Raw genomic sequence first — 24,736 nt, 5'->3', positions numbered from 1 at the left:
AATATAATGCTCTGCTGGAAATTACACTTTGGTATCTATGCTCTGAGTAACAAGTTCCAAGTATTTTTTTATTTTGGGGTTGACATACTATTTTTGAAGCATAAACTGCACAAGAAATTCGATTGGTGATTTAGCATTTAACTTCTGATTGCCAGCTTAACAAATGTACATTTAGAGAAACGTGGATCGCAGCCACGAAGGAGCCATGAAATGCGAAATGTAGATATAGACAACCTATTTATCTGATCGCTTTTCATGCGCGTTTGCTTGAAAAGTGATTGAGCTTTTCAAGCCAGAATTCTCTAGAGCCCTGGCAATTGCCGGGGCTTTTTCGTTTGAGGCTTTGGGAAGCTGTTAATAAGTATTGGACTAACCCAAGGACTCTTTATGCCTGTAAAAATGGCGCTTTACAAAAGTGCACCGCAAGGAAGTGTGCCGGTAAAGATATATACCGATAAAGTTGAACCGGCTGCCTTGCAACAATTAAAGAATATTGCCCAGTTGCCAATTATTCATTCCCATGTGGCGGCAATGCCGGATGTGCATTTGGGTAAGGGGGCGACTGTCGGTTCAGTGATACCAACAGTAAGTGCCATTATCCCATCCGCTGTGGGAGTGGACATTGGTTGTGGAATGAATGCAGTGAGAACTTCGTTGCATGCCCATGAGTTGCCTGACAACCTGAAAGCATTGCGGGAGGCCATTGAGGTGAAAGTACCCATTGGACAGGGTCGTCACAAGATGATTTCTGCCAGGGAATCTGCCTGCAAACTTTTAGCTCCCGGTGTGGACAGGTTGTTTGGAAAGCATCCTGCGCTTTTGAAAAAGTTGCGTCAGCCACAGAAAACCTGGGTTAGCCAGATGGGGACCCTGGGGGGGCGGCAACCACTTTATCGAGATTTGCCTGGATGAGAGTAATGCGGTTTGGGTGATGTTGCATTCCGGCAGCCGGGGTGTGGGTAATGCGATAGGCCAGCATTTTATCCAGATGGCGCGCCGGGATATGGCGGGTCATATGCATAATATGCCAGATAAGAATCTGGCATATTTTTCCGAAGGGAGTGTCCACTTTGATGATTACATTGAGGCGGTAAACTGGGCCCAGGAGTATGCACGGGTAAATCGGCAAGAAATGATGAAGCTTGTACTGAATTGCCTGAAAGTGCACTTACCGAAATTTTCATTAACGTCCGAAGCGATTAACTGCCACCACAATTATGTGGTGCGGGAACATCATTTTGAACGGGATGTATATGTAACGCGAAAGGGGGCGATAAGTGCGAAAAAAGACCAGCTAGGGATTATCCCAGGTTCTATGGGGGCAAAGTCATTTATAGTGCGTGGACGAGGGAATCCTGAATCCTTTTACTCCTGCGCTCATGGTGCAGGCCGAAAAATGAGTCGCGCTGCTGCACGCCAGCGGTTTACCCGCAAAGATCTTGAAGCTCAAACTCGTGGAGTGCAGTGTAGGAAAGACAGGGGGGGGATCGATGAGATACCGGCGGCTTATAAAGATATTGATCAGGTGATGCAGAACCAATCGGATCTTGTAGATATCGTGCATACCCTCCGCCAAGTGATTTGTATTAAAGGGTAGTTATAAAAAAGATGAGTGGTATCCAACTGATATTGACCGGAAATTCGTGGTTATTGATGATTTTAAACAAGGTGACTTTTTATGAAGAAAGAAACTCCCAAGGGAAGCAGTAAACCGCGTAATTATGTTGCTCGCAATCCTTTGTTAAGAAAGGGGGGCGCTCATGTGGCGGCCAAGTCAGGCGTTCGATTTAAAAGTAAGCAAAAGATGCTGAAGGAGGCGCGGGGGCAGGGTAGCTCCCGTGATAACTTCCTAGCTGCAGATTTTCTCCGCATCTTCCTACCGCTTCCCCTTTTCCTTGTCTGATTCGCCGCGATAAATTGAGTTAGGGCCATTTTGTCAGTGGTCTGATGTATACCCAGCGCTTTTTGTAGAGTTTGAATAGGGATATCTCATGAATAACATGTTCCTGATCATTCTCTGTATACCACGCCTTAAACTCTACCACTGACTGCTTCAGTCCGGGTTTGCTTTTGATGACTTCCAGGCGTGTCCATTGGGTCTCCAAATCCTCCTCATTGAGATTTGGGCAGGTATCTGGATGCCAAGTCTTACGCAGGTAAGCCAGGTTACCCATTGAATAGGCGCAGTAACGGCTGCGCATCAGTGGTTCTGCCGCGTTCGGGTAGGCCTGGTCTGACAGGTAGAGTTCACAGCAGGCTTTGAACTTTTTACCTGAGCCGCAAGGGCAGGGCTGATCCGTCATAAATTACTCCAGTTTTGAGCCGCAGGAGATGTCCAGGTGGTCATCATGGGCCTTGTAAACACTTTTTAACCTTGCTTGACGTTGGCAGAGGGTAGCATAGCTTGACGTTTTCCAGGTTGGCGCTAAGATACCGACCAGCCGGTTGGTTTGGTTAATGTTGCCTGGGAGGTCATGTGTCGAGAGTCGACAAAGCTGCCATAGTCCGTGCGGCGGAAGAGGTAGTTCGGGAAAAAGGGGCGCGAAAGCTCACCCTGGACGCAGTTGCTGCCCAGTGTGGTTTGAGTAAGGGTGGACTTATCCATCACTTTCGTACCAAACAGTCACTGCTGAAGGCGATGCTGGAGGCTGCGATTGCCAGGGAGGACGCCAGTGCAGAGACCTTCGCCGCCGCTGGTGATGATGTGTTGGCTTCACGCCTTAAAGCGATTTTCGAGCTGATGGAAGATGATGAGGGGCTGCCGCGCGCATTGATTGCGGCAGTCGCTGAAGACCCCGCCCTGCTTGAGCCGGTCAAGTGCAACGTCATCGAAATGCGCGGTGAGATTGACGGCTCCTACAGTGATCCTGAGCTGGCCCAGCTATTGATCCTTGCCGCCCAAGGCATGTTCCTGGGGCGTGTGCTGGGTGTTATGGAGTCCGAGGACCCAATGTTTTCCCGCTTGCGTGAACGACTGCTGATGCTGTCGGCAGAACTCACCTGAATACCTGATCTCCAGATAAACAATTTATTGGATAGTGAATATGAAATTGTCGGTAAATTCTCGTATTTCCTTTGCCTTGGTGGTGGCGGCAGCGGCGATTCTTGCGGGGTGCTCTGGTACCGAAGCGGATGAGCAGCAGATTGAGCGCTTATGGCCGGTAAAGGTAGCTACTGTCACCAACGCAGCTGAAGTGACGGATCGCCAGTTTGCTGGTCGTGTAAAGGCGGTCCAAAGTGTGGACCTGTCCTTTCAGGTCGGGGGCAAGTTGGACAAGCTGAATATCCGGGAAGGGGAAATTATTCCTAAGGGTACCCTGATTGCCGAGCTGGATGATCGAGACTATCGCCGTCGAGTGAAGGAAGCCAAAGTAAACGTAGAGTTGCTGGAAAAAACCTTGAAGCGCCAGCGCTCCCTTGCCGGATCAAAAGTTATTTCTCAACAGCAGCTGGATGAAACGGAAAGCAATTTTGACTTAGCCAAGGTGACACTGGAAAAGGTTGAGCAGGATTTGGCTTATACCCAATTGCGCGTACCTTTTGATGCTCTGGCTACGCGCCAGTTAGTAGAAAATTATACCAACGTACAGCCGGGCCAGGCTATCGTGCGCCTGCAGAACATTTCTGAAGTGCGTATCCAGATTTCAGTGCCTGAAAAACTGCTGGCAACGGTTCATGAAGACCAGATCAGCGCAATCACCGCAGAATTTGAATTCCTTCCCGGCAAGGAATTCGCGCTTAAGTATCGCGAACATCAGGCTGAGGCGGACAGTGTTACCCAGACTTACGTGGTCGAGTTGGGTATGCCGCGCCCGGAAAATGTGCAGATCCTTCCCGGTATGACTGCGCGCGTCAACGTTAAGCTAAAGGAGGCCAGTGGGGATTTCTTGATCCCGTTGGCAGCTGTGCAGACTGATGCCGAAGGCCAATCCTATGTATGGCAGATTAATGAAGACCAGACGGTGTCCAGAGTCCAGGTTGCCCTTGGCCGAACCAATGGAGAAGCGGTGCAAATTACCGATGGCTTGTCACCGGCGATGAAGCTGGTGGCCGCTGGAGGTCAACACCTGTATGACGGTGCAAAAGTACGCAACTATGCGCAACGTTAATTTCCAATTGACCTCAGGCCCTGGCAAGAGTGGGGAAGTATCGTGAAGATTTCTGATGTATTTATTCAGCGCCCAGTGTATAGCTGGTTATTGATGCTGATTTGCCTGGTAGGTGGGATCTGGGCACTGTCGGATATTGGCCGACTTGAAGATCCGGCTTTTACCATTAAAGAAGCTCGAGTGTTTACTCTCTATCCCGGCGCAAGCGCGCAGCGGGTAGAAGAGGAGGTAACGGAAAAGCTAGAGGTTGCGATCCAGCAGATGGGACAGCTGGACAAGGTGACCTCAACTTCCAGTCCGGGTATGTCGGAAATTCGTGTCCAGATCAAGGACCAGTATGCGTCAGAAGAATTGGCGCAAGTCTGGGATGAGCTGCGTCGCAAGGTCAACGATGCGCAGCGTGAGTTGCCGAGTGGCGCCATGCAGTCTGTGGTCAATGATGGCTTCGGTGAAGTTTATGGCATTTACTATGCGGTGACCGGTGATGGTTTCTCGCTGACAGAAATGCGTGAAATTACCAAAGCAATTCGTCGTGAACTGCTGAGTGTTGAGGGGGTAGCGAAAGTTTCCCGCTCCGGCATTATCGACGAAGTGGCTTATTTGGATATCGACGAATCGCGCCTTGCCCAGTTCGGTTTCTCCCTTGATGATCTGGCTCAGGTACTGCAGGTGGAAAGTTCTACCCAGCGTGTAGGTGAAATAGAAGGCCAGGATCTGCGAACGCGTATTGTGGTCGACAACCCTGCCAGTGATCTTGAATCCGTTCAGAATATTCTCGTGGGTGTGCCAGGTTCGACTGCGATGTTGGCAGTGCGCGATATTGCTGATGTATCCCTCGGTTATGACGAGAACCCAAACTTTATTGCGCGATTCAACGGCAAGCCGACTATTTTGATTGGTGTGGCCGGAGCTGAGAATACCAACATCGTTAACGTGGGAGCAGCGGTGGAGGCCAAGCTCAATGAGCTCAAGCTGGGCTTGCCTCTCGGGGTAGAAATCCAGCCGGTTTACGAGCAGCATAAAGTGGTTGAAGAGAGTGTTGACGGTTTCCTCTTTAACCTGATCTCTTCGATAGTGATCGTTACCCTGGTCCTATGCTTGTTTATGGGGTGGCGCTCTGGCGTAGTGGTTGGTGTAGTACTTGGACTGACTGTGCTCGGTACTGTATTGATTATGAACCTGTTCGGTCTGAATCTTCAGCGTATCTCCCTGGGTGCCCTGATTATCGCCATGGGTATGCTGGTAGACAACGCTATTGTGGTAGCCGAAGGCATGCTGATGGGAGTTCAGAAAAAAGAGGCACCACAAAATGCTGCTCGTCGGGTGGTTCGCCAAACCTTCTGGCCGCTTCTGGGCGCGACCATTATTGGGATTATGGCTTTCTCCGGTATTGGCCTTTCCGATGATGCCACCGGTGAATTCCTCTTCTCCCTGTTCGCTGTGATTGGTATCTCACTATTGTTGAGCTGGATTTTGGCAATCACTATTACTCCTTACCTGGGCTACCATTTGTTCAAGCCGGGTAAGAATGCTGATAGTGATGACCCTTACAGTGGCCGTTTTTACCGCATGTACGCGGGAGTCCTATCCGGTGCCCTGAATCGCCGTGGAGGCACTATCGCCTTGCTGGTTGTCGTGACCATGGTCAGTTATTTTGGCTTTGGCTTTGTTAAGCAGGGTTTCTTCCCTAACTCCAATGCTCCGCTTTTCTACGTGAATTATCTCCTGCCCCAGGGCAGTGATATAAATCGCACCGAAAGTGCGCTGCAAAAAGCTACAGGCTATCTGTTGGAGCAGGAAGAAGTGGTTTCGGTGACTGCGGTTGCCGGTAGTGGTGCAGACCGCTTTATGCTGACCTATGCCCCTGAGCCACCCAATTCTGCCTATGGCCAGCTGATTGTGCGCACAGAAAATCGCGAGCAAATTGCGGGCCTGATCGAGCGGGCTAAAACAGAGCTGCGGGATTCCCAGCCGGAAGCGCTTATCACCTTTAAGCGCCTGGTATTTGGGCCAGGTGGTGGCGCCGATGTGGAAGTGCGTATATCCGGCCACGACTTCAACACCCTGCGTGCGCTCGCCGAAAATACAGAGCAGCTTTTCCGGGAAAATGGTCTGGAGGATATACGCCATAACTGGCGTGGCCGAGAGCCCACAATTCGTGCCCACCTCGATAATGAGCGGGCCCGTGTAGCTGGCGTTACGAATACCGATATCAGCCGCACTATCCAGTTTGCAACTGCCGGTTATCGTGTGGGGGATTTTGAAAGTGGCGACCGTATTATCCCGATTGTAGCGCGTATGCCAGAAGGTGATCGCAACCAGGTTGGCTCCCTGCATGACCGCTTGGTGTGGAGTCCGAATGAGCAGGGATACATTCCAGCAGGGCAGTTGGTCAAAGACTTTGCGACTACCGCTGAAGAAGGCTTGATTCAGCGTCGCAATCGGGTCCCGACAATAACGATTAGTGCCGAGGCCCCAGAGGGTGTCACCGCTATGGCTGCGTTTAATCGTATTCGTGCTGGGGTGGAGGGGATGCCTTTGCCGCCGGGTTACCACACTGAATTCGGCGGTGAATATGAGAGTTCTACGGATGCGCAGAAGTCATTGGGTAAGGGCTTGCCGCTCGGCTTCCTGATTATGATCCTGGTGTCGATTCTTCTATTCGGCACTGTACGAGAGCCGCTGATTATCTGGCTGGTGGTGCCCATGTCTCTGGTGGGTGTGGTGGTAGGCTTGCTGCTGACAGGCTTGCCATTCGGCTTTATGTCATTGCTTGGCGTATTGAGCCTATCAGGTATGTTGATCAAAAATGCTGTGGTACTGGTGGATGAAATTGAGGTGCAGACTGAAGCCGGCCTGCCACGGTTAACGGCTATTCAGCGAGCCAGTGTTAGTCGTTTGCGTCCGGTGTTCCTGGCTGCGGTGACAACCATTCTGGGTATGTCCCCACTACTATTTGATGCCTTCTTCGCCGATATGGCAGTGACCATTATGGGTGGACTGGGCTTTGCAACGGTACTTACTCTAATTGCTGTGCCGGTGTTTTATGCGATCTTTCATAAGGTGAAGTCCACTGAGGTGGTGGGCTCAGAAGAATGCTCGAAAAAGAAACTGGAGCCGCAATCCAGTTCGGAGCCAGTATCAGCCTAATGAGGAAAAAGCCGGGTAAAGCTGGTTTTATTGGATAGAAAAATTGGGGGCGCAGAAAGGATAACTTTTTTGCGCCCTTTTTTTTCGGGAAACGCCCTCCCTATTTTACTGGCAACCCTCTTGCGTCTTCAGTCAGGAAGTCTAGTTTTATTGGGAGCTCGCGAATCAAAATTTGACAGAGGTAATATTCAAAAGCAGGGTTTTCAAGTAGGCTAGTAGCCGGATTTGATTGGTAGTAGTTGTATGAGTGTTCGATCAATTTCAAAACAGTTCACAGTGATCTGTTTCTTGTTTTTCAGTGTTACCGCAATTGCTGCACCCTACGAGCGGGCCGAATGGCTGCCACGTTGGTCAGACTTCGATAGTGACTGCCAGGATACCCGCCATGAGCTGTTAATCCGCTTTTCCCTATCCCCGGTTACCTATACTCGCAGTAACGGTTGTAAGGTAGATACCGGTTTATGGTTGGATCCCTATACCGGCAATTTTTACAGCAAGGCGTCAGACCTGGATGTGGAGCATATAGTACCGTTGAAGTGGGCACATGATCACGGCGGGGCAGCTTGGACCCGTGAGAAGAAAAGAAGATTTGCCGAAGATATTGAGAATCTGTGGTTAGTGGATGATGGGCGCAACCAGAGTAAGGGGCACAAAGGGCCCGATGAGTGGATGCCCCCTTACGAGCCTGTTGGCAAAATTTATGTTCAGCGCTTTATTTCCATTGTAGAAAAGTATGGATTGCGCTTGAGTATTGCTGAATCCAAACAGCTCCGCGCACTGGCAGGTGATGGCTAGGGCAAAAGAGATATTTTGCCTGTCATAGCGGCGGGATTTCGTATAGCATTTTCGCTTTATGGGTAAAACGGCGAATATGCAGGGAAGACAACGATTACTAATTGAGTATTTCCGCCGCTGTTATCAGGCCGATAGCCACGATCTGTCGCTTTCAAATATTGCTCGACTGGCCGAAAATCGCTGTTCGTTCATTGCTGAACAGGATTACCTGAGTAGCGGTGAGTTATACAGGATTCCATTACTGGATGCCTCTGCCAAAAAGCTGATAGAGCTGGCAGATGCTTACAGAAAAGAGCGCCAGCTAATCTACACTAGTTTTTTTATTTGTGGCCAGCTTTCCAGTCAAAACGGCGTAATAAACCAACGTAAGCTTTTTGCACCTCTTTTATATTTTCCCGCCCGGATTTATCGTGAAGATAATAGTTTCGTTGAGATCAATACTACCGATCTGCGAATTAATTTTTCTGTGCTTCGGCTAGTTCTTAAGCCTGATATTGACTCTGAGGTGATGGATTCTTTTCCACAGCTTCAGTTTCCTTTGGATTCCTCTCAATTGGCTGATGTAGGGCGCTGGTTGCATGAACACAGCTTGCTCTGTGGGTTGGAGGAATTGGGTCGCTGGCCGAGTCTTCAGTCAGGAACCCTGATTAGGGACAAGACTAATTCCTCACAGCCAGAGCTAATCAGTGCCGCTGCAATAATCCTGGCTGATCGATCCAGAGGCTCACGTGGCGTTTTGCACGATGTTAGGGCAGCTGGCTTGTGAGCAAAATCTCCAGGTGCCGCTGCATTTAGTTTTGGGTGGGGAATCTGACAGCTTTATTGCAAGCCGCAGCGAACCCGAGATGTTACCTGGGCTATTGAGCCAGGCTCAGGAGCGAGCATTACGCAATGCGGCTCATTTCCCTCTTAGTCTTGTCTCTGGCCCACCGGGTACGGGAAAGAGCTATACCATTGCAGCTATGGCTATAGACCAGATGTTGCATGGCGACTCTGTTTTGGTTGTGTCCAAAACTCCTGAAGCCATTGATGTGGTAAGAAATAAATTGCGTGAAACCTATGGGCTTACTGAAGGCTATGTACATGCGGGGGAGCAGGGATTTACCCGCAGTTTGAAAACCCACCTGGATACTCTGCTCAAGGAGGGTGTTGAGCCACCAGAAGAGAGTGCGGCCAAGTTGAGGCGCAGTTTGAAGGAGATTCGAAGGTCACTTTGCAAAGCTGAGCGCCGTTTTTCGCGATCGCTACGGATGGCAAGATTTTTGGGGCCTGCAGGTATGGGTGCATGGCTGGCTCGCCTGGGTGGGTCGCTATTCCGGCGGCGGCTCAATATGGATGGACTGGGGGGATTACAAGAAGCTATCGGTCAACTGCGCCAGCATTTTGAGCAGCAGGCTGCTAGCTATATTAATGCCTGTCGCAGGGAGAAACTTGTCCGGCTGTTAAACAAAGAGAGAAGTAGCCTGGTTAAATTCCATCAGGCTCTGAGGGCAAGGACTTCTAAAACCCAGGCGGAACGATTTGCCAAGACTAACATGAATTTGGTCTTGCAAGCCTATCCTATTTGGCTGGCAAGCCTGGATGAACTCAACGAGATTTTGCCATTAATGCGCGGCATGTTTGATCTGGTAATTTTCGATGAGTCCACCCAGTGTGATATTTCAAGTGCGTTACCTGCACTGTACCGAGCCAAACGTGCGGTCGTGGTTGGTGATGGCAAGCAGCTGCGACATATTTGCTTCCTCCCGGTAAAGCAACAGCAGCGTCTATGGGAGGAAGTCGTTCAGTGTGGAGAACTACCTGCATCTTACAGTTATCGGGATCAATCTCTACTTGATCTGGTATCGGACAATCTGGCTAGCCAGGATGCGGCAACACTGCTTAATGAGCATTATCGTAGCCAGCCAGAGCTGATAGCTTTCAGTAATCACGCTTTTTACGATGATCGACTCAAAATAATGCAGGCCCGCCCTGGGAGTACCCAGGAGCTGGCCCTCTCCTTCCACCAATTAGAGGGACGGCGAGCCAAGGCTGGCAGAAATAGGGTGGAAAAAGACTGGGTTATTGCTCAATTACGTAATTATTTTGATCGCTATGATGACAATTCTTTGAAGCCTTCTATTGGTGTGTTGTCCCCTTACAGGGAGCAGGTCGATTACTTGGACAAGGAAATTTCCAAGGCTTTTTCCGCGGCAAAACTGCGAAGTTTTTCGGTGCGGGTTGCTACGCCCTATGGTTTTCAGGGGGAGGAGCGCGATGTAATGCTTCTTTCCCTTAGCCTTGATGACCAATCCCTGCGGGCTGCTGCTTATCTCAATCGTGCCGATATGTTTAATGTGGCCGTTACAAGGGCCAAGGAGGAACAGCGGGTAGCATACTCCATTAACCCTGAGCTGTTGCCTCCCGGGCATCTACTGCGTCGCTATTTATCCTTTGTACCAGCTAATCTTACGGTGTTGCCAAGTGGGGAGTTTTCCTGCGATTTTGCCAGGGAGGTAAGCGCGGAGCTTGATGCGGAGGGTATCGCTCACTGGATTAACTTTCCTATTGCGGGTCAGCGAGTCGATGTGGTGTGTGAGTACCAGGGAGTGATCCTGGGGGTGGATCTTATTGGCTATCCGGGAGAACACCAGCAGCATTTCACCACCCAGGTTTACAAGATACTGCACCGGGCGGGAATTCGGGTTTTGCCACTGCCTTACTTTAATTGGGTTGAGAACAAGCGGGCTTGTATCGAGCGTCTAATTGTAGAGCTTCGCGGAGCGTTGGTGGAGAGAAGTCAGCAGCTGACTTAGGCAATTAACCTGATTATGAAATGAAAGTTGCGCCGGGGCTGCTAGGCTTTAAGAAAGTCCAGTTTAAAGCCTCAATGAGTGCGCTTATGAAATTGTGGTTGTTGATTCCCTGCCTCTGGGTTTCTAGTGTGGCGGCCGTCGATATTATTGTTGTGGATGCGCAACAGCAGCAGGGTGTGCGAAGCCCAACCCTAAGTTTTTGCCAAGCGCGATTCTATGAAGAGGACAAGGGTAGGCTTTACTGTAACTGGGCAGTCAACTTTCGCTATGCCTGCTTTGTCTGGTGGCCTACCAATAAGATAATTCCGGCTGGAGCGAAGCTGGCTGAGCCAGTGGTTGTTGGCAAATGCGGTAATGGTGAGCCGGTATACAAGCTTCACCACTACTAGCAGAGTATTATTAACAGAGTGGTAACGGGCTCTAAAAGGGCGATGCTGCACCCGAGCAAGTCTATTGAAATCAACCAGTTTTACCCAAGAATCTCTTGAGTTTTCACTCGGTGATCTGTCCCCTCGTTTCCCTTCTTAACCTGTCTGCCACTCAGGCTGAGGCAAGTGTGACCCAGTGTGCTGGCACCGGAATGAGGGAAGTGTTAGCTTTTGTCCTGCTCGGTATAGAGCCCTCGATCTTGCATTTCCCGCGCTTGTTTGAGGATTTCAGGCATGGCGCTGTCTTCAACAGATAAAGCATCAATGATGGCCGCCAGCAGATCAGCTGAAAACATGCATTTGCTCACTTTGCTACGCAAATTCTCAGTGGTCATTGAAATCCCTCTATCGGCCAGGGCCTGGGCCAGATCTCCGTAACGCATACCCTTCAAAGCCATAGAGGCGCGCACATAACGGGCAATGGCCTGCTTGTAAGGAGCCAATGCTTGCTGATTGCCGAGGCTTTGCTTGTGGTCCATGGGCTCTACTCCGTTACAGTTGATATCACCAATGTGGTAAATACTATCCTTATGTGTATTATTTGCAACATAAGTTTGAAATAAGTTATTGACCGTCTTTTTTTTGATGCTATATTTGTGACCAATATTCCACAGTGAGGGAGTTCAGATGACCTGGAATCATGAGAACCTGCGCCAGTTGGCGGAAAACCACACCGGATGGGTGGTGGAATCTGAGGGTGACTGCCTCAGCATTTCCAATGACGAGGGCGTCGATGCATTTGTCTACGTGGGTGAGAAGCAGATCGTTGTAGAGAGTATTCTGTTTCCGGTAAGTCAGGTTGATGATGTGGCTGCGTTAAACGAAATGGTTCTTCAGACGCACCAGTTGGTTCCGCTGACTGCGATAGCCGTAAAGAATATCGGTAGCCATAGTTACTATGTGGCCTTTGGCGCACTGTCTGTGTCCAGTAAAGACGAAGTCGTTATAGAGGAAGTTGAAACCCTGTTTTCCAATGTTGGGGACTTCCTGGATTTATATGCGGATCATTTTGAAATGGAGGGTGTAGCATGAGCTTGAGAAAAATCTGGACTGCCTTAAAGGGTGCGGTAAATGAGGGAACTGAAGCGGTTGCAGACAGCCAGTCCATACGCATTCTCGATCAAGAGCTGCGTGAGGCAAAAGATGAATTAAAAGCCTGTGACGAGAACCTGACTAAAATCATGGCCAAACGTAAGCTGGCAGAAAATAAAGTAGAGTCTCTGCGGGCGGATATTGAGACCTATAGCAATCACGCGATCAGCGCTAGTGAGAAAGGTGATGATAGCTTGGCTCTGGAGTGCGCTGAGCGTGTTACCGAGCTTGAGGCTCAGCTAGAAACTGAGCAAAGCCTGCTGGAGGGATTCCTCAACTCCGAACGTTCTCTGAAAGGCAATATTTCCAAGGCCAAGACCAATGTGCGACGTATGGAGCAGCAGATTGATCAGATCAAGGCTACTGAGTCTGTACAGAAAGCACAGGTTGCGGTTTCCTCCCGCCACATGGGCGCTAATAGCAGGGTAAAGACTGCCTTAGATAGCCTTGACCGTATTAAAAGCAAGCAGCAAGAGCGCGCGGCGGAGCTGGAAGCAGCAGAAGAACTGGCCACAGAAGAGAGTGGTTCGAGCCTCGATGCCAAATTGAAAGCAGCGGGTATCAAACCCGGAGGCCAGGTCAGTGGCAGTGACAAATTGGCACAACTGCTGGCGAGCCGCGAAAAGGCCTGATCCAGTGCTGCTATTTAAAGTGCGACGCCTTCTGGCGTCGCTTTTTGTTAAGGCAAATAAAACAACTATTCTCATTGCCGTTCTGGGCTATGTGGCTGGCAGCTATCTGCTGCTGAGTGCCGCGGGGGAAAGTGAGATTATTGCTCCCCAAAACTTTATCTATTGGCTGGTGGTTACCGCATCGACGGTGGGTTACGGCGATTTCTCGCCGGTTACACTAGCAGGAAAAATCGTGGTGGCGGGCTGGGTGATTCCCCTTGGGTTGAGCCTGTTTGCGATGGTGGTTACCCGGGTGGGATTTGCAGTTTCTGAGTTTGTGCATAGAGGAAAGAGAGGCTTGCGCATGACAAGTAATGTCAATCACACGGTCATTATCGGCTGGAATGGAACACGAACTCTGCGTCTGATTGAACTTCTGCTTTCCAAAACCAATGGCACGACGTCAGAAATAGTGCTCTGTGTAGAGGCTGATATTGAAAATCCCATGCCCGGCAAAATTGACTTTGTGCGGGTTGAATCTTTTGCCCATATCGAGAGTATGCGGCGCGCCGGACTTGCAGAAGCTGCGAGAATTATTATCGATAATCCCCTAGATGATGTCACACTCACTACGGCCCTGTTTTGTGATAAGCACAGTCCTAATAGCCATAAAACTGCCTATTTCCAGGATGAAAATGTGGGTGAGCTATTGCGTGCGCACTGCCCGAATATCGAATGTATTCCCTCGGTAGCGGTGGAGCTGTTAGCTAAGTCCTCGCTGGACCCAGGTTCAGCCCGTTTACACCGTCAGCTGCTGGATAGCACTTATGGAATGACACAGTACAGTGTAGAGTATCGAGGGGAGCAGCCACTGCTGTTTGGTGCCCTGTTTGATCATTTCAAACAGGATTTGTCCGCAACACTAATCGCTGTGCGCCGCAAGGATGTAGTAAAAATAGATGTAAATCCTGCGCTGGCAGACCAGGTTGGTCATGGGGATATGCTGTACTACATTTCGGCCAAGCGACTGGATGAAAAGCGCTGCTTCGATATAAAAATGAATGAAGGGGAAGGTGTTGGTACATGTTTACCAAACTGATCAATAGATTCAAAGGAAAAGATACGCCGGTGGCAAGAACGCCGGAAATTATGGGATTACGACTTGGGGCCAGCTTTGAATTGGACCCGTTGACGATTCGCCTGATTTTGGATGAACTCACCATTGAGTCCTGTTCTCCTACACAGATCATTAAAGCGGCGGGCGTTGTAGAGCTCGACGGTACCTGGGTTTACCGCTTTTATACCGACGATGATGCCTGGCTTCAGGTTGTTGCTGAAGGTGGTCAGGGTGATGAGCACGTGGTGGACGTTAAGCTATTCCACTTTTACGATACTCTGGATGTCTCCAATCAACAGGCGTGGGATAACCTCCTGAAGCGTGAGATTGGAGCTGAAAATTACCAGTTGCGGGATCGCTCTTATAGCAGGGTCTGGACTTCCGCGGGCGATTATCACAACCCAGTGCATATGGCGGAAAAGACCTATGATGATGGGGGGGACTATTCGGTAACAGATCAGTTCACCATGTTGTTCGAACGCGAGCTTTCTGATCAGCGCACTGAATCTCTGTTTCTTTCCGCCGAAGAGAAAGAAGAGGAGGCGGGCTACCTGAGTCGTAGTCTAGTCATTAGTACCGGTATTACACTGACACCTTCACAGCTGACTATTCACGGATAATAAGGAGAAGTATCAATGGACCAGCCTTATGATTTACTGACTGGTATTGTTCATTTTGCGGCCTACTTTGGCCTGTCACTGGTATTTTTGATTGCCTTCAAATTTCTCTATGCGCTGGTTACTCCCCATGATGAGTGGAAATTAATTCGAGAGGAAAAGAATACGGCCGCGGCGATTGGTTTTGGTGGTGCGGTGCTCGGCTTCGCTATTGCTGTTGGTGGTGCTGCCAGCAACTCTGTTTCCATTATCGACTTTGCTACTTGGGCGCTAGTTGCATTGATCGCACAGTTGGTTGCTTTCGCCATTATCCGTTTCGGGTTTATGCCTCGTATCGTTGAGCGTATTGAAGACGGGGAAGTGTCCGCTGGAATTATGCTGGCTGCCACAACGATTTCTGTCGGTGTCCTCAATGCCGCCTGTATGAGCTACTAAGCGGGAGTGAGGATGAAACGTACTAAAAATATCAATCTCGCGCGGATGCGCAAAGGTCGGGGAGTAAGTTTTGTTCTGCGCCCCTTGGCAATTGGTGTGGCTGCAGCTCTCGTCGGCTGTTCCTCTGATGAAGAAGTCAAAGTGGTTTCCTCGGTTGAGGACTGCGTGGACAATACTCAATTGGACGAGGTCCAGTGTGAGGCCGCCTACCAGCGGGCGCTGGAGGAGGCTGAGCGCACCGGCCCCAAATATGCCAATCTCTCCCAGTGTGAAGCGGAGTTTGGAAATTGCCGCGAGTCCAGTAGCGGTTTCTGGATGCCTCTGATGACCGGTTTTATGGTTGCCTCACTATTGGATAATGACAGGCGCCATTACTCATCTGGTTACTACAACCCCGTCTATCGTTACTCTGCCTCTGGTTCCCGTTATTATGATCGATTGATGACTGCGGATGGGCAGGTTATTGGTCGCTATGGCAAGTCATCCTATACGGTTGACAAGAGAGCGATGGACCCGAAACCCAAGGTAACCAAGACCGTCTCCCGCGGTGGCTTTGGCTCTGTGGCTTCAGCTAAGTCCAGCTGGGGTGGAGGTCGCTCTAGTAGTGGTTCCCGAGGCTGGGGAGGCTGATTTAGTGTTGAGGTTGCCGATTGGCGAGCGCCCGCGCTGGCAGGAGCGGGCCCAGGAGTTTGGGTTTCACTTCCACACCATGTATGGCGAGCCCTATTGGGATGAAAGTGCCTACTATCAGTTTTCCCTGGAGCAGATAGAAAAACATATAGAAGAGCCCACCGAAGAAATCCACCAGATGTGTCTGGAGGTTGTGGCAAAAGTGCTGGAGGATGAAGAGCTGTTGCGGCATTTTTGTATCCCCGAGCAACACTGGGACTTTGTGCGCAGCTCTTGGAAAAACGGTGATCCCAGCCTGTATTCCCGTCTTGATTTCGCCTATTGCGGGCAGGGGCCCGCAAAACTCTACGAAAATAATGCGGATACGCCTACCAGCTTATACGAGACTGGATTCTGGCAGTGGCTCTGGTTACAGGACAATGTGGACCGGCGAGTCCTGCCACTGCAGTCGGATCAATTCAATAGCCTACAGGAAAAACTGGTTAATCGTTTCCGGGACTTACAATTTCTTACTCCTGGCCGTGAGCTACATTTTGCCTGCTGTAAAGATACAGAAGAGGATCGCGGCACGGTGCAGTATCTGCAGGACTGTGCCAGTGAGGCCGGTATCGCTAACCATTTTGTCTTTATGGAAGATATTGGTTGCGATGCGGATGGTTTTTTTACCGATATGCAGGACCAGGTGATAACCTGGATGTTCAAATTATACCCTTGGGAGTTTATGTTCCGTGAGGAGTTTGGTTCCTTGCTAGGTACCAATAATGTGCGCTGGTTGGAACCGCCATGGAAAGCTATTTTATCCAATAAAGCACTACTTCCAATGCTGTGGAAACTTTTTCCCGGGCATCCAAACTTGCTGCCCTCGTTTTTTGAGAGTGAGTTGGATAAGGCGGCTGACTTTCCCGAATTGGTGAAAAAGCCAATTTTTTCACGGGAGGGAGCCAATATTTCGATTGTACGTGCCGGGGATGTGCAATTGTTGTCTGATGGCCCTTATGGTGAGGAGGGGTATATTTACCAGGCTATGCATCCCCTGCCAAAATTTGGTAAAAGTTTCACCTTGGTGGGTAGCTGGCTGGTGGATGACTTGGCAGCTGGTATATCAATTAGGGAAGATGAAAATATGGTGACTCAGGATATGAGCCGGTATCTTCCGCACATCATTCTTTAGAAAGTTAGTATTGGATATTCACTCACGCCACATCGCTGTTGTAGACAAAGTTATCTAAACTTGTCACTGCGGTGTGTGTTAATTTTCTATTCTGTTATTTCGTCGGTTCCAATAGGCCACTGGTGATCATCTCTTCAATTTTCTTGCTGAGTTGTTCGTAAGTAAAAGGTTTTTGGATACAATCGAGTACTCCATCGGTAATGACTTCTTGGACTTTGCTATCCACACTGTAACCTGTGGAGAGTATCGCTTTTACTTCAGGATTGATACGTCGCAGGAAAGCGAATAATTCCTGGCCGTCCATGCCGGGCATGATCATATCTAAAATTACCAGATCTACTTGATCGCAATGTTGGCGATAATAGGTGATTGCCTGCTCTGCTGTAGCAAAAGTTACCACACTGTGACCATTCATTTCGAATAGGGTTTTTGAGTAGCTGCGAACAATGGCCTCGTCATCAACCACCATAATATTCAGCTTGCTTTTCGCCGAAGATGCAGCCGACTTCTGGCTTGCTGTATTTGGGTGGGCTTCCGATATTGGCAGGTAGAGTTTAAAAGTGCTGCCTTTCCCCTCATGGCTATAGCACTGAATTGCGCCCTTGTGTAAGTGGATAGTGCCATGCACCGCGGCGAGGCCGAGCCCGGCACCACGTCCACTTTCCTTTGTGGTAAAAAAAGGTTCAAAAATTCTCCGGCGGACTTCGGGTGTCATTCCCGTTCCATTGTCACTGATGGTAATCAGCAGGTAGTGTCCAGGCTGCACTTCAAAATCTGCAATTGTTGTGGTTTTAGCAATGGCCAAATTGCTGCTGGCAAAACGTAGGGTGCCGCCACCGGGCATAGCATCTTTTGCATTGATGCCGATATTCAAAAGGGCGCTTTTCAGTTGGGCTGGATCCCCGATTACATGGGGACGATTAGCTTCTAGAAACTGTTCAATGCGTATACGCCGGTCGATAGTACGTCCCAGCATGGCACAGACATCGCGGGTAATTTCGTGGGTGTTGCAATCCTTCAGTTGATAGTTGCCCTTACGTGCAAAAGTGAGTAACTGTTTGGTTAGCTCCGCCGCGTGACGTGCGGTAGTCAGAATATGGTTGGTGTATTCACTGATGCGAGGATCTTCCGCGATTTGCTGGATCACCTCTGCATAACCGCTGATCCCGTGGATCATATTATTGAAGTCGTGTGCGATACCGCCGGCCAGCTCACCGATAGCCTGCATTTTTTGTGCCTGGCGCAACTCCTCTTCCAAAAGCCGCTGTTTGGTAATATCTGTCCCAATGCTGAGAATACCGTTGGGGCGCCCCTTCTCGTCGGACAGAATTTTATTGGTCCAGGCAATCCAAACCCGTTTGCCGGATTTGGTGACATTTTCATTGATATTGTAGCGATGCTCTTGAGGATGATCACAGATATCATCAATTAGCTTGCGTAGATCACGGCCGCTGGTTTCACTGGCGGCTACTATGGTCCCGACCAGGTGTCTGCCAATAATTTCTGCCTCTGAGTAGCCAAAAAGCTGCTGTGCGTACTCATTGAAGGAGGTGATTCGACCATTTCTGTCACAGCGCAAAATGATAGAGTTCGCATGCTCCACCAACTCCCGATAGCGCTCCTCACTCTTGCGCAATGCCTCATAAACTTGGCTGGAGTCGAGGCTCTTTGCGGGTGCAACGGGGGAGGATGGAAAAATCGGCAAATTGCTTTCCTTAATCACTTGTTCTCCTCCTGAGTTATCGTTGAGCATTTTTTCACCAGAAATTGCACCACGAAGCAATCAAAAAGTATATAGGTAACTAATTCGTTTTTTGATTTAGGGCACAGTCTTTGCTGACAGGCAGTTATTTATAGGCCCTTTTGTAATTACGTGTTTGTGCTGGTGTGAAGCAGATCAACAGCCCTGGATGGTGCGAGGAGGCTCATAAATAAACTGTAAGGACAGCTGATACCCAAAACTTTTGTATGGTCAAGTAGTGGCTAAGGCCGAACAACCTGATAGCATTCGCCGCTACATTCGAAACCATTGGATGAATTACTATGCAGCTGCATTCTCGAGTTTTCGGGCGCGGTATCGCGGCTCTGCTTTGTGCCTCGTTGCTGCTATCCGCGTGCGGAGAGAAAAAAGTCGAGAGCGAGCAAAGATCCCTGGATTTTGCGCGCCTGGACGCCTTCCCTTCGACCTATTCTGTTGCTCAGTCCCAGCCTGTCCTGATTCAGGGGGCGACGCTGCTTACCGGCACAGGGGAGCAATTGGAAAACGCTGACCTTTTGCTGGAAGACGGCAAAGTTGCCCAGGTTGGCAAAGATCTAAAGGCACCTAAGGGAGCCTTAATCGTCGATGGTAAAGGCAAATGGGTCACGCCCGGTATCATCGATGTGCACTCCCATCTGGGCGACTACCCGGCACCATCGATAGAATCTTCTCAAGACGGCAATGAGATGACCTCGCCTAATACGGCACAAGTGTGGGCTGAGCACTCCGTATGGACCCAAGACCCCCAGTTCCCACTGGCACTGGCTGCTGGAGTTACCACTCTGCAGATTCTGCCGGGCTCCGCCAACCTGTTCGGAGGCCGCAGTGTGACCCTGAAGAATGTGCCGGGTCGCAGCGTGCAGGATATGAAATTTCCCGGTGCCCCCTATGGTTTAAAGATGGCCTGTGGTGAGAACCCCAAGCGCGTATACGGAGGTAAGGGTACTTCCCCTTCTACGCGTATGGGGAATGTAGCCGGTTATCGTAAAGCCTGGATCGAAGCCAGTAACTACAAGAAAAAGTGGGAAGACTACGTCGAGAACGGCGGTGATGAGCCTGAGCGTGACCTGGGCCTGGAAACCCTGGCGGGTGTGCTGAATGGCGATATCCTGGTGCACAATCACTGTTATCGCGGTGAGGAAATGGCCGTGATGATGGATGTTGCCAAAGAGTTCGACTTCAAGGTTTCTACATTCCACCACGCCGTTGAGGCCTACAAAGTGGCTGACCTGCTGGCAGAGAACGATATTTGTGCAGCGATGTGGGCCGATTGGTGGGGATTTAAGCATGAAGCCTTTGATATGACCGAAGCGAATATTGCGATTGTCGACCAGGCCAAAGCCTGCGCCATGATCCACTCCGATTCCGGTGTGGGCGTGCAGCACCTGAATGAAGAGGTGGCCAAGGCGATGACTGCTGGCCAACGCGCGGGCTTTGATATCCAACCCAAGGATGCCGTCGTCTGGATGACTTCAAACCCCGCTAAGGCGTTGGGTATCGAAGAAAAAACCGGCAGCCTGGAGAAGGGCAAGATGGCCGATGTTGTGGTTTGGTCTGGCAACCCCTTCAGTGTTTACACCCACGTTGATCAAGTATTTATCGATGGTGAACTGATGTATGACCGCGCTGATAAGCGCCAACCGCGCAGCGATTTTGAGCTGGGCATTCTCAATGCAGAAGGAGAGCGGCAGTGAAAAGAGTAGTTGTTTTTTGTACGCTGGCTCTCGGAGTACTGGCAGCTAGTGCCCAGGCGGAGAGTATCCTTATCAAGGGTGGCAAAGTGCATACCTTGGCAGGCAAAGGCAGCCTGGAGTCTGCCGATGTACTTGTTGTCGATGGTAGAGTGGAGCAGGTCGGCCCCTCCCTGAGTGTTTCTGCTGACCGGGTAATTGATGCACAAGGCAAAGTAGTCACTCCGGGAGTGATAGCACCGGTTTCCGAACTTGGCCTGGTGGAAATCAGTGCTGCCAGCTCGACAAATGATCAGTCGGTGACTGGTGAGAGTATCGGCAGTGCATTTAATCCGCTGCCCGCTTACAACCCTAAATCCACTTTGATCCCCTTCAATCGCGCAGGCGGTGTAACCAGTGCTGTAGTCTTCCCAGGCATTAGCACCTGGGATGACGGTGCTATCAAAGCCCAGCGCGTATTTGCTGGACGAAGCTTTGCCATTAAGTTGAATGGTGAGTTCGATAGTATTGAAGCCAAAGATGTTGCCCAGAAGGCCTATTTGGGTGAGGCCGGCGCGCAGTTAGCCGGTGGCAGCCGTGCTAACGCCTATGCCAAGGTTGAGAAGGCACTGAGTGAAGCTAAGGAGTACCGGGAAAATCGCGCTGCCATTCGTCGTGGTGAGTGGCGTGAGCTGGATTACAGCTTGGCGGATCTAGAGGCTTTACAGCCGGTGATTAGTGGTAAGGAACCCCTGGTCATTACCGCCAATCGTGCCAGTGATATTCTCGGCGCTATTGAACTTGCCAAAGCCTCCAATGTGAAGCTAATAGTGCTGGGAGCAGCCGAGGGTTGGATGGTAGCGGATCAGCTGGCCGAGGCCCAGGTGCCAGTGGTTATCGATGCTATCAATAACCTGCCGATTTCCTTTTCTAGCCTGGGTGCGCGCCTCGATAATGCGGCGTTACTGACCAAGGCTGGTGTAAAAGTAGCTATTAGTGGGCCCGATTACGCCTCCACTCACAATGTATATCTATCTCGCCAGTCCGCCGGCAATGCCGTTGCTCACGGCCTGCCTTATGAGGAAGCCCTGAAGTCTATTAGCAGCAATGTGGCTGATATCTTCAATCTGCAGGGCGGCACCCTGGAGCAGGGCGCAATTGCTGATATCGTAGTTTGGAGCGGTGATCCACTGGAAGTTACCAGCTACCCGGAACAGGTATTGATTGAGGGTGAACCCCAATCCCTGGTAACCCGTTCCACCCGCTTGCGCGATCGCCATTTGAAGCCCACCAAGGGACACGGCTTTGGTTACCAATATTAATTGGCCCGGCCAATGTAGGTATTAAAAGAGCGGGCATTGCCCGCTCTTTTGTTATTTGCTTCCAGGCAACTAAAACATTGAGCAAAAAAGCCCTGTGTATTGCATAGGATCTGTGTGGCGGCAATATGGTCTTTACAGCTATATTCCAGCAGTCTGATGAATAAGAAAAAGGACGGACCTAATGGCCTATGTTACGGCACTTTATACCAGCCTCTGTGCATTCTTGATTGTCTACCTTGCACTGAGGGTAGTGCAGTTTCGCCGCACTAAGCGTGTGGGAATTGGTACTGGTGACGATCGCTCTAATGAGGTTCGTGTGAGAGTGCATGCGAATGCGGTTGAATATACACCTATTGCACTATTGCTCCTGCTGGTTGCCGAACTGGGTGGCCTGTCACATGTCTGGCTGCATGTGTTCGGAATTTCATTTGTTCTTTCCCGAATTTTTCATGCGTATGGTCTCACTGCAGGTAAAGGTGGAACACATATGGGACGCTTTTGGGGCACTTTGATCAGCTGGGTTGTGATACTGGCCTTGGCGGTAGTCAATATTGTTATGGTTGTTAAGGCTCTATAACCTTAATAAAGGTGGGTGCCGATGGTTAAGAGAGGTAAGAATGGCCAGGGGCACCAAGGAGCTGCCTGATAATTATTGAGGGCACTCCAATAAAAAGGCCCGGCTGAACCGGGCAGAGTACAGGGATGAAACTATAAGCGCTTACTGGTTAGCTGCAAAAGGCGTGACGGTTTCGTCTGAGGTTTCTTCAGTGCCGCTTTCTTCTTGCAGCAGGACTTCAGGCTTGCCTTTGCAGGCCTTTGCCAGTGCATCGCGACGCTTGGCCAGTAAAAGGCCAATCTCTTCGCCAACTTGCTCATCAATACCTTCGATATGGCGCTCAATCAGTGAAGTGATATTGGCAGCCAGCTCCAGCATCTTATCGTGTTCTTCAGCATCTTTTTTGTTGTCGAACATTGCTCCGTCTCGATCGCATTTCCAAACAGCTACTACAGCCATGATGTGCCTCCCAATTGCCTGTAAGACATTCCAGATTGTTTGTATAGCCATACGGTAACTGTATAAATATTCAGTGTCAACGAGCGAAGGCAATAAATAGGCGGGAATTTGATTGCGGTCAGGGGAGTAACGCTTGCGATAGCTTGACCGCAAAGGGCTTCCAAGGCTGTCATAATATGAAACCGCGGCTCGGCGTACTCCCCCCAGGCGCCGGGCTGCAACCTCCGCTCTCACAGGCCCGTACACCGGGCCTGTTTTTTTAGGAGTTAAGAGTAGGGAAGCGGGCGCGGAGGCGCCCAATGAATCAGATAGTGAGAACCAGTCGCGCGGCCAAGGCGATGAGTAGCAAACCGAACATCTGTTGGACGCGATGACCAAGGTGCTTACTCACAAGTTGACGCTTGCGGCTGGCATGCACTGCCAGGGCGATGATGCAATACCAGAGGGTATCTATCCCGGAAGCTACTGCGGCCATTCCCAGTTTGGTGGTAAGAGTCTGTTGCTCCGATACAAACTGGCTGAATAGGGCAGTGAAGAATACCGCAATCTTGGGGTTAAAAAAGGCCACACCAAAGCCCTGGGCAATCGCACGCCGGGTACTTTGTTCTGGTGCTTCCAGTTTAGTGGTGCTGGAGCCTGGTGCCGGTGCGCGCAGGGCCTTCCATCCTAAGTACACCAGCATGGCAGCGCCGGCCCACTGCAAGATACTGAACAGCAGCGGTGAGCTGGTAATGAGAACAGCAAGGCCAAAAGCGGTGAGAGCCGCATAGATGGCGACACCGGCTCCATGGGCAATTGCACTGGCCAGCCCCTGCTGGAGCCCCGAGGCGGAAGAGCGCATAACGATCAGGAGACTAGGGCCGGGAGACATGGCCCCGAGCGCACAGATACCTGCGAGTGATAACCAACCAAGTAAATCCATTATTTAAAGCCGCCCCCCTGTGCCAGCCACTGTAACTCTTCTTTTGTAGATTCGCGGCCGAGTGCCGCGTTGCGGTGCGGATAGCGCCCAAACTGCTCAATAACCGCCTCGTGGGCTAGAGCATATCGATAATGGGTCGCAAGGTATGGGGCAACGCTCTGGTCACCCCGGTACTCTCTCTGCAACTGGCCGAAGTATGCCACGGAGCGTCGTTGCATCGGGAGTTTTTCACTGTGTTCCAGTGGCATGCCAACAAATATTTGCTGGAATAGGCCGAGACTTCTAGTGTCTCCGCGCCGCAGAATGCCTTCGGTGATATCTAGGGCGAGCGGATCTCCTGCAAAGGCCTGATCGTTGCCGCGATAGATATTGCGGGCGAACTGATCGCAAAGAAGTATCAGGGCTAGCTCGCCTTGCAGGGTCTGGCGCCAGTGGTTTAGCTCGCCCTCAAGGGCCTGGTCGGTGATCTCGCTGAAATCTTGCTGTATCTCTAAGTCCAGCTCTGGCGTCGCCGCAAACCAGCGCTGCCGCTGCACTTTGGTCGGTGTGAAATCCAGTGCTGGGCTGCCAAACCAGAATGTTAGGACTTCCTTTATTGAAGACATCGATTTGAACTCGCTGCAATGAATCCCGGATTATTGCGACTTTTGTGCCCGCAGGTCCAGGGTGGGAAGAGCATAGTGCTACCGAATAGGTGGCGGGAAAAAAATTTTATGCACCTGCATCCAAAGTTGGTACTGGCCCCGTCATAAAGGTGTACAAGGAGAAGCGATCTGGAGGTCACAATGTTTACTGCGGGATCATTTAAGAGGGTACAATTTTGCGCCGTACTAGTACTGGCGCTCGGCGGCATGCAAGCCGTGCAGGTCAGGGCGACGGATCTGGGGTTTTCTGTGGAAGACATCCACCGGCAGCTTACTGAGAAGACCGAACAGCACTTTATATTGAAGCTTAATGAGTGCAAAGCAAAGGGCGATTCTCAGGACATCAGATCTCCCTATCCGGTGCGCATTGTGGTGGATAAGCCCCAACAAGGCGCCACGCCAAGACCCATTACAATAGGCCGATTAACGGTCATATAAAGCCAACAGTGGTTTT

27 protein-coding genes are annotated in these 24,736 nt (G+C 50.4%); 21 read left to right on the top strand and 6 right to left on the bottom strand.

Annotated elements, in window-relative coordinates; genetic code table 11:
* The first annotated feature begins 387 nt into the window (after positions 1-387).
* The 3 genes from ACCI49_RS04120 to ACCI49_RS04110 all read left to right on the top strand — a co-directional run bounded on the left by ACCI49_RS04120 (position 388) and on the right by ACCI49_RS04110 (position 1,903).
* A complete protein-coding gene (locus ACCI49_RS04120; protein ID WP_371837710.1) occupies positions 388-912 on the top strand; it encodes an RtcB family protein in 525 nt (174 codons plus the stop codon).
* Positions 893-1,597: an RtcB family protein gene (locus ACCI49_RS04115; RefSeq protein ID WP_371837772.1), complete on the top strand. Its 705-nt coding sequence runs from the start codon at positions 893-895 to the stop codon at positions 1,595-1,597. Before ACCI49_RS04120 ends, ACCI49_RS04115 begins: the two co-directional genes overlap by 20 nt.
* A gap of 81 nt (positions 1,598-1,678) precedes the next feature.
* The gene (locus tag ACCI49_RS04110) at positions 1,679-1,903 is read left to right on the top strand and encodes a hypothetical protein (protein ID WP_371837709.1); all 225 of its coding nucleotides are present in this window, start codon (positions 1,679-1,681) and stop codon (positions 1,901-1,903) included.
* A 19-nt stretch (positions 1,904-1,922) separates the two neighbouring features.
* On the opposite strand, the gene ACCI49_RS04105 is transcribed toward ACCI49_RS04110, so the two are convergent.
* Entirely contained in the window at positions 1,923-2,303 is a 381-nt protein-coding gene (locus ACCI49_RS04105) for a YchJ family protein (RefSeq protein ID WP_371837708.1), read from the bottom strand.
* Positions 2,304-2,476: 173 nt separating this feature from the next.
* Between ACCI49_RS04105 and ACCI49_RS04100 the strand changes: the two genes are divergently transcribed.
* The 7 genes from ACCI49_RS04100 (at position 2,477) to ACCI49_RS04070 (ending at position 11,238) form a co-directional block, all read left to right on the top strand.
* Positions 2,477-3,004, top strand: coding sequence for a TetR/AcrR family transcriptional regulator (locus tag ACCI49_RS04100; RefSeq protein ID WP_371837707.1), 528 nt, complete (start codon positions 2,477-2,479; stop codon positions 3,002-3,004).
* Between the two features lie 40 nt (positions 3,005-3,044).
* Positions 3,045-4,109 (top strand): efflux RND transporter periplasmic adaptor subunit, encoded by a 1,065-nt coding sequence (locus tag ACCI49_RS04095; RefSeq protein WP_371837706.1) that lies wholly within the window; start codon positions 3,045-3,047, stop codon positions 4,107-4,109.
* Between the two features lie 42 nt (positions 4,110-4,151).
* Positions 4,152-7,259: an efflux RND transporter permease subunit gene (locus tag ACCI49_RS04090; RefSeq protein ID WP_371837705.1), complete on the top strand. Its 3,108-nt coding sequence runs from the start codon at positions 4,152-4,154 to the stop codon at positions 7,257-7,259.
* A gap of 243 nt (positions 7,260-7,502) precedes the next feature.
* Entirely contained in the window at positions 7,503-8,054 is a 552-nt protein-coding gene (locus ACCI49_RS04085) for an HNH endonuclease family protein (protein ID WP_371837704.1), read from the top strand.
* Positions 8,055-8,112: 58 nt separating this feature from the next.
* Positions 8,113-8,820: a hypothetical protein gene (locus ACCI49_RS04080; RefSeq protein WP_371837703.1), complete on the top strand. Its 708-nt coding sequence runs from the start codon at positions 8,113-8,115 to the stop codon at positions 8,818-8,820.
* On the top strand, positions 8,783-10,849 hold the full coding sequence (locus ACCI49_RS04075; protein ID WP_371837702.1) for a DEAD/DEAH box helicase: 2,067 nt from the start codon (positions 8,783-8,785) through the stop codon (positions 10,847-10,849). The genes ACCI49_RS04080 and ACCI49_RS04075 overlap by 38 nt, the downstream gene beginning before the upstream one ends.
* Before the next feature lie 86 nt (positions 10,850-10,935).
* Positions 10,936-11,238 (top strand): hypothetical protein, encoded by a 303-nt coding sequence (locus tag ACCI49_RS04070; protein WP_157533678.1) that lies wholly within the window; start codon positions 10,936-10,938, stop codon positions 11,236-11,238.
* Positions 11,239-11,441: 203 nt separating this feature from the next.
* Here the strand turns inward: ACCI49_RS04070 and ACCI49_RS04065 are convergent, their stop codons facing one another.
* The gene (locus ACCI49_RS04065) at positions 11,442-11,756 is read right to left on the bottom strand and encodes a DUF6471 domain-containing protein (protein ID WP_371837701.1); all 315 of its coding nucleotides are present in this window, start codon (positions 11,754-11,756) and stop codon (positions 11,442-11,444) included.
* Between the two features lie 148 nt (positions 11,757-11,904).
* On the opposite strand from ACCI49_RS04065, the gene ACCI49_RS04060 reads away from it, so the two are divergent.
* Genes ACCI49_RS04060 through ACCI49_RS04030 form a run of 7 tightly spaced genes read left to right on the top strand, consistent with a single transcriptional unit; the run spans position 11,905 to position 16,950 of the window.
* The gene (locus ACCI49_RS04060; protein WP_371837700.1) at positions 11,905-12,309 is read left to right on the top strand and encodes a DUF2170 family protein; all 405 of its coding nucleotides are present in this window, start codon (positions 11,905-11,907) and stop codon (positions 12,307-12,309) included.
* Complete coding sequence (locus ACCI49_RS04055) at positions 12,306-13,001, top strand: PspA/IM30 family protein (RefSeq protein ID WP_371837699.1); 696 nt, start codon at positions 12,306-12,308, stop codon at positions 12,999-13,001. Before ACCI49_RS04060 ends, ACCI49_RS04055 begins: the two co-directional genes overlap by 4 nt.
* Positions 13,002-13,005: 4 nt before the next feature.
* Positions 13,006-14,079, top strand: coding sequence for a potassium channel family protein (locus ACCI49_RS04050; RefSeq protein ID WP_371837698.1), 1,074 nt, complete (start codon positions 13,006-13,008; stop codon positions 14,077-14,079).
* Positions 14,064-14,717 carry a YjfK family protein gene (locus ACCI49_RS04045; protein WP_371837697.1) on the top strand — a complete coding sequence of 218 codons (654 nt, stop codon included), beginning with the start codon at positions 14,064-14,066 and terminating at the stop codon, positions 14,715-14,717. The genes ACCI49_RS04050 and ACCI49_RS04045 overlap by 16 nt, the downstream gene beginning before the upstream one ends.
* Before the next feature lie 15 nt (positions 14,718-14,732).
* A complete protein-coding gene (locus ACCI49_RS04040) occupies positions 14,733-15,149 on the top strand; it encodes a DUF350 domain-containing protein (RefSeq protein WP_371837696.1) in 417 nt (138 codons plus the stop codon).
* Between the two features lie 12 nt (positions 15,150-15,161).
* Complete coding sequence (locus tag ACCI49_RS04035) at positions 15,162-15,779, top strand: DUF1190 domain-containing protein (protein WP_371837695.1); 618 nt, start codon at positions 15,162-15,164, stop codon at positions 15,777-15,779.
* Between the two features lie 4 nt (positions 15,780-15,783).
* Complete coding sequence (locus ACCI49_RS04030; RefSeq protein WP_371837694.1) at positions 15,784-16,950, top strand: glutathionylspermidine synthase family protein; 1,167 nt, start codon at positions 15,784-15,786, stop codon at positions 16,948-16,950.
* A 94-nt stretch (positions 16,951-17,044) separates the two neighbouring features.
* Here ACCI49_RS04030 and ACCI49_RS04025 read toward each other — a convergent pair whose 3' ends face one another.
* On the bottom strand, positions 17,045-18,703 hold the full coding sequence (locus ACCI49_RS04025) for a hybrid sensor histidine kinase/response regulator (RefSeq protein ID WP_371837693.1): 1,659 nt from the start codon (positions 18,701-18,703) through the stop codon (positions 17,045-17,047).
* A gap of 290 nt (positions 18,704-18,993) precedes the next feature.
* Between ACCI49_RS04025 and ACCI49_RS04020 the strand changes: the two genes are divergently transcribed.
* From ACCI49_RS04020 to ACCI49_RS04010, 3 genes are all read left to right on the top strand, one after another.
* A complete protein-coding gene (locus tag ACCI49_RS04020; protein ID WP_371837692.1) occupies positions 18,994-20,403 on the top strand; it encodes an amidohydrolase in 1,410 nt (469 codons plus the stop codon).
* On the top strand, positions 20,400-21,701 hold the full coding sequence (locus tag ACCI49_RS04015) for an amidohydrolase family protein (protein WP_371837691.1): 1,302 nt from the start codon (positions 20,400-20,402) through the stop codon (positions 21,699-21,701). Before ACCI49_RS04020 ends, ACCI49_RS04015 begins: the two co-directional genes overlap by 4 nt.
* 181 nt (positions 21,702-21,882) lie before the next feature.
* Entirely contained in the window at positions 21,883-22,278 is a 396-nt protein-coding gene (locus ACCI49_RS04010; RefSeq protein WP_371837690.1) for an MAPEG family protein, read from the top strand.
* A 141-nt stretch (positions 22,279-22,419) separates the two neighbouring features.
* Here ACCI49_RS04010 and ACCI49_RS04005 read toward each other — a convergent pair whose 3' ends face one another.
* From ACCI49_RS04005 to ACCI49_RS03995, 3 genes are all read right to left on the bottom strand, one after another.
* Positions 22,420-22,716: a YebG family protein gene (locus ACCI49_RS04005; RefSeq protein WP_371837689.1), complete on the bottom strand. Its 297-nt coding sequence runs from the start codon at positions 22,714-22,716 to the stop codon at positions 22,420-22,422.
* A 304-nt stretch (positions 22,717-23,020) separates the two neighbouring features.
* Positions 23,021-23,638, bottom strand: coding sequence for a LysE family translocator (locus ACCI49_RS04000; RefSeq protein ID WP_371837688.1), 618 nt, complete (start codon positions 23,636-23,638; stop codon positions 23,021-23,023).
* Positions 23,638-24,243 carry a DUF924 family protein gene (locus ACCI49_RS03995; protein ID WP_371837687.1) on the bottom strand — a complete coding sequence of 202 codons (606 nt, stop codon included), beginning with the start codon at positions 24,241-24,243 and terminating at the stop codon, positions 23,638-23,640. The genes ACCI49_RS04000 and ACCI49_RS03995 overlap by 1 nt, the downstream gene beginning before the upstream one ends.
* Before the next feature lie 180 nt (positions 24,244-24,423).
* Between ACCI49_RS03995 and ACCI49_RS03990 the strand changes: the two genes are divergently transcribed.
* Entirely contained in the window at positions 24,424-24,720 is a 297-nt protein-coding gene (locus ACCI49_RS03990; protein WP_371837686.1) for a hypothetical protein, read from the top strand.
* The last annotated feature ends 16 nt before the right edge of the window (positions 24,721-24,736 follow it).

The organism is Microbulbifer epialgicus (assembly GCF_041447265.1).
In the GTDB taxonomy this organism is placed as follows: domain Bacteria; phylum Pseudomonadota; class Gammaproteobacteria; order Pseudomonadales; family Cellvibrionaceae; genus Microbulbifer; species Microbulbifer epialgicus.
Note: the sequence above shows the minus strand (reverse complement) of the source record. Positions and strands in the feature narration are given on the sequence as shown.

Coding starts and splice junctions, on each gene's coding strand:
- ACCI49_RS04120 (WP_371837710.1), top strand. CDS start 388: ATGCCTGTAAAAATGGCGCTTTACAAAAGTGCACCGCAAGGAAGTGTG.
- ACCI49_RS04110 (WP_371837709.1), top strand. CDS start 1,679: ATGAAGAAAGAAACTCCCAAGGGAAGCAGTAAACCGCGTAATTATGTT.
- ACCI49_RS04105 (WP_371837708.1), bottom strand. CDS start 2,303: ATGACGGATCAGCCCTGCCCTTGCGGCTCAGGTAAAAAGTTCAAAGCC.
- ACCI49_RS04095 (WP_371837706.1), top strand. CDS start 3,045: ATGAAATTGTCGGTAAATTCTCGTATTTCCTTTGCCTTGGTGGTGGCG.
- ACCI49_RS04085 (WP_371837704.1), top strand. CDS start 7,503: ATGAGTGTTCGATCAATTTCAAAACAGTTCACAGTGATCTGTTTCTTG.
- ACCI49_RS04080 (WP_371837703.1), top strand. CDS start 8,113: ATGGGTAAAACGGCGAATATGCAGGGAAGACAACGATTACTAATTGAG.
- ACCI49_RS04070 (WP_157533678.1), top strand. CDS start 10,936: ATGAAATTGTGGTTGTTGATTCCCTGCCTCTGGGTTTCTAGTGTGGCG.
- ACCI49_RS04065 (WP_371837701.1), bottom strand. CDS start 11,756: ATGGACCACAAGCAAAGCCTCGGCAATCAGCAAGCATTGGCTCCTTAC.
- ACCI49_RS04060 (WP_371837700.1), top strand. CDS start 11,905: ATGACCTGGAATCATGAGAACCTGCGCCAGTTGGCGGAAAACCACACC.
- ACCI49_RS04055 (WP_371837699.1), top strand. CDS start 12,306: ATGAGCTTGAGAAAAATCTGGACTGCCTTAAAGGGTGCGGTAAATGAG.
- ACCI49_RS04045 (WP_371837697.1), top strand. CDS start 14,064: ATGTTTACCAAACTGATCAATAGATTCAAAGGAAAAGATACGCCGGTG.
- ACCI49_RS04040 (WP_371837696.1), top strand. CDS start 14,733: ATGGACCAGCCTTATGATTTACTGACTGGTATTGTTCATTTTGCGGCC.
- ACCI49_RS04035 (WP_371837695.1), top strand. CDS start 15,162: ATGAAACGTACTAAAAATATCAATCTCGCGCGGATGCGCAAAGGTCGG.
- ACCI49_RS04025 (WP_371837693.1), bottom strand. CDS start 18,703: ATGCTCAACGATAACTCAGGAGGAGAACAAGTGATTAAGGAAAGCAAT.
- ACCI49_RS04020 (WP_371837692.1), top strand. CDS start 18,994: ATGCAGCTGCATTCTCGAGTTTTCGGGCGCGGTATCGCGGCTCTGCTT.
- ACCI49_RS04010 (WP_371837690.1), top strand. CDS start 21,883: ATGGCCTATGTTACGGCACTTTATACCAGCCTCTGTGCATTCTTGATT.
- ACCI49_RS04005 (WP_371837689.1), bottom strand. CDS start 22,716: ATGGCTGTAGTAGCTGTTTGGAAATGCGATCGAGACGGAGCAATGTTC.
- ACCI49_RS04000 (WP_371837688.1), bottom strand. CDS start 23,638: ATGGATTTACTTGGTTGGTTATCACTCGCAGGTATCTGTGCGCTCGGG.
- ACCI49_RS03995 (WP_371837687.1), bottom strand. CDS start 24,243: ATGTCTTCAATAAAGGAAGTCCTAACATTCTGGTTTGGCAGCCCAGCA.
- ACCI49_RS03990 (WP_371837686.1), top strand. CDS start 24,424: ATGTTTACTGCGGGATCATTTAAGAGGGTACAATTTTGCGCCGTACTA.